Raw genomic sequence first — 2542 nt, 5'->3', positions numbered from 1 at the left:
CTTGTGTCCCATCCCGAAGGCCGCGCTGTCTCGGCCACGCTTGCGAATATGGCCTCACGGTCGGTCGGCGCAAGCGCTGTTCGCTGGCTGGCCGAGGACATTGCCTGCGATCTCGTCCTGCCGGAGAAGGCCGACGCAGGCGAAGCGGCCGCCGCCCTGCGCGCCGCGCTCGCCTCGCACCCGGTCGACGTGATCGTCCAGCCGACTGAGGGCCGGCGCAAGAAGATCCTCATCGCCGACATGGATTCGACGATGATCGACCAGGAATGCATTGACGAACTGGCCGACGAGATCGGCGTCAAGGACCGTGTCGCGGCGATCACCGCGCGCTCGATGAACGGCGAGATCGCCTTCGAGCCGGCCCTGCGCGAGCGCGTGGCTCTGTTGAACGGCCTCGATACCGCCGTGGTCGACCGTCTGATCGAAAACCGGCTGACGCTGGCATCCGGCGGCCTCGCGCTTGTGCGTACCATGCGGGGCAACGGCGCCTGGACGGCACTTGTGTCAGGCGGCTTCAATGTCTTCACCAGCCGCATCGCGGCGATGCTTGGCTTCCAGGAGAACCGCGCCAACCGCCTGATCGAAGAGCACGGCCGTTTCACCGGGCTGGTCGCCGAGCCAATTCTCGGCCGCGCCGCCAAGGCGGAGGCGTTGCTTGAAATCTCTGCCCGCCTCGGCCTCACACCGGCCGACGCGCTTGCCGTCGGCGACGGCGCCAACGACCTCGACATGATCCGCCTTGCCGGCACCGGCGTTGCCCTGCATGCCAAGCCTTCGGTGGCGGCGGAGGCCAAGGTCCGCATCGACCATGGCGATCTGACGGCGCTGCTCTATCTCCAGGGCTATCGCCAGGAGGAGTTTGCCGGATGAAACCGATGCGCACCGAGCGCCTGATCCTGCGCAACTGGGAGGACCGTGATCGCGAGCTCTTCCATCGCATCAATTTTGACGAGCAGGTGATGGAATTCTTTCCGTTCCGCCGCGACCGCGCCGAGACGGATGCCAAAATGGATGAATTTCGCGGCTGGATCGCCGAGGATGGCTTTGGCTTTGCCGCCGCCGAGATCGCCGCGACGGGCGAATGCATCGGCTTTGTTGGCCTCTTAGAGACCGATCACGTGCCGTCCATGCCTTCCGACACAATCGAGATCGGCTGGCGTTTGGCGCCGGAATTCTGGGGCAAGGGCTATGTCACGGAGGCCTCCGAAGCCTGGCTCGCCTTTGGCTTCGAAACGCTCGACCGCGATGAAATCGTCTCCTTCGCCGTCGCCGCCAACCGCCGCTCGACGGCCGTCATGGAACGCCTCGGCATGAGCCCCGACCCGGCTCGCGATTTCGACCACCCCTCGATCCCCGATAGCCACCCGCATCTCAAGCGGCATGTCCTCTACGCTCTGTCGCGCAAGGACTGGCAGGCAAGAAAAAGGGCGGCTCGTTAGCCGCCCTTTTCATATTGAAATCAGATTGTTGCAGGCCTTACCGGACTCAATCCATCCGGATCGTGACAAACCGCAACTCACCGGTCTTCGACGCCAACATCAACAGCGCGTTCTTGCGCCCCTGCTCCTTCAAAGCGCCGATCCGGTCCATGACATCCTTCGGCGTGGCGACCGATTCCTGGGCGATCTCGGTGATCACCTCGCCGGGCTGGATGCCACGCTCTGCCGCGGCCGAATCCTTGGTGACGTCGGTGATGACGACGCCGGAGACGTCGGCAGCGATGCCGAACTTGGTCCGCGTTTCGTCATTGAGCTCGCCGATAGTCATGCCGAGCACGGCGGCCGTAGACACCGCGGGCGCTTTGTCGCCATTGTCCTCGTCGGTGTTGCCATCTTCGCCGCTCGCCAGCTTCTCGCCGTCCTCGAGCCGGCCGAGCGTCACCTTCACCGTCTGCTCGACGCCCTTGCGCACGATGACCACGTCCACTGCCTTGCCGACCGGGCTTTCCGCGACGACGCGCGGCAGGTCGCGCATCTCGTGGATGTCCTTGCCGTCGAACTTGATGATGACGTCGCCGGCCAGGATCGTGCCGTTGTCGACCGGTCCGCCCTTGATGACGCCGGCCACCAGCGCGCCCTTTGCGGTCGCCATGCCGAGGCTTTCGGCAATGTCGTCGGTGACCGGCTGGATGCGCACGCCGAGCCAGCCGCGCCGCGTTTCGCCGAACTGTCGAAGCTGTTCGACGACGCCCGAGGCAAGCTGCGAGGGAATGGAGAAGCCGATGCCGATCGAGCCGCCCGACGGCGAGATGATCGCCGTGTTGATGCCGATGACCTCGCCCAGGCTGTTGAACAGCGGACCCCCGGAATTGCCGCGGTTGATCGCGGCATCGGTCTGGATGAAGTCGTCATAGGGGCCGGAATTGATGTCGCGGTTGCGTGCCGAGACGATGCCGACCGTCACCGTGCCGCCGAGGCCGAACGGATTGCCGATCGCCATCACCCAGTCGCCGACGCGCATCTTGGTGGAATCGCCGAACTTCACCGCCGTCAGCTTGTGGCCCTTCGGATCGACCTTCAGCACGGCGACGTCGGTCTTGGTG

Annotated in this window: 3 protein-coding genes; 2 read left to right on the top strand and 1 reads right to left on the bottom strand. The window is 65.0% G+C overall.

Annotated features, from left to right (window positions below; all coding sequences use genetic code 11):
* The coding region (serB, locus tag EN745_RS33475; RefSeq protein WP_245487901.1) for a phosphoserine phosphatase SerB at window positions 1-870 on the top strand (870 nt) is incomplete at its 5' end.
* Window positions 867-1439 carry a GNAT family N-acetyltransferase gene (locus EN745_RS33470; RefSeq protein ID WP_127423216.1) on the top strand — a complete coding sequence of 191 codons (573 nt, stop codon included), beginning with the start codon at window positions 867-869 and terminating at the stop codon, window positions 1437-1439. The genes serB and EN745_RS33470, both read left to right, overlap by 4 nt.
* A 46-nt stretch (window positions 1440-1485) precedes the next feature.
* Here EN745_RS33470 and EN745_RS33465 read toward each other — a convergent pair.
* On the bottom strand, window positions 1486-2542 hold a 1057-nt coding region (locus tag EN745_RS33465; protein WP_127423215.1), incomplete at its 5' end, for a trypsin-like peptidase domain-containing protein.

This window comes from Mesorhizobium sp. M4A.F.Ca.ET.022.05.2.1 (genome assembly GCF_003998845.1).
Classification (GTDB): Bacteria; Pseudomonadota; Alphaproteobacteria; order Rhizobiales; family Rhizobiaceae; genus Mesorhizobium.
Note: the sequence above shows the minus strand (reverse complement) of the source record. Positions and strands in the feature narration are given on the sequence as shown.

What these genes read in the sequence shown, in the direction of transcription:
- EN745_RS33470 (WP_127423216.1), top strand. Translation starts at nt 867, where the DNA reads ATGAAACCGATGCGCACCGAGCGCCTGATCCTGCGCAACTGGGAGGAC.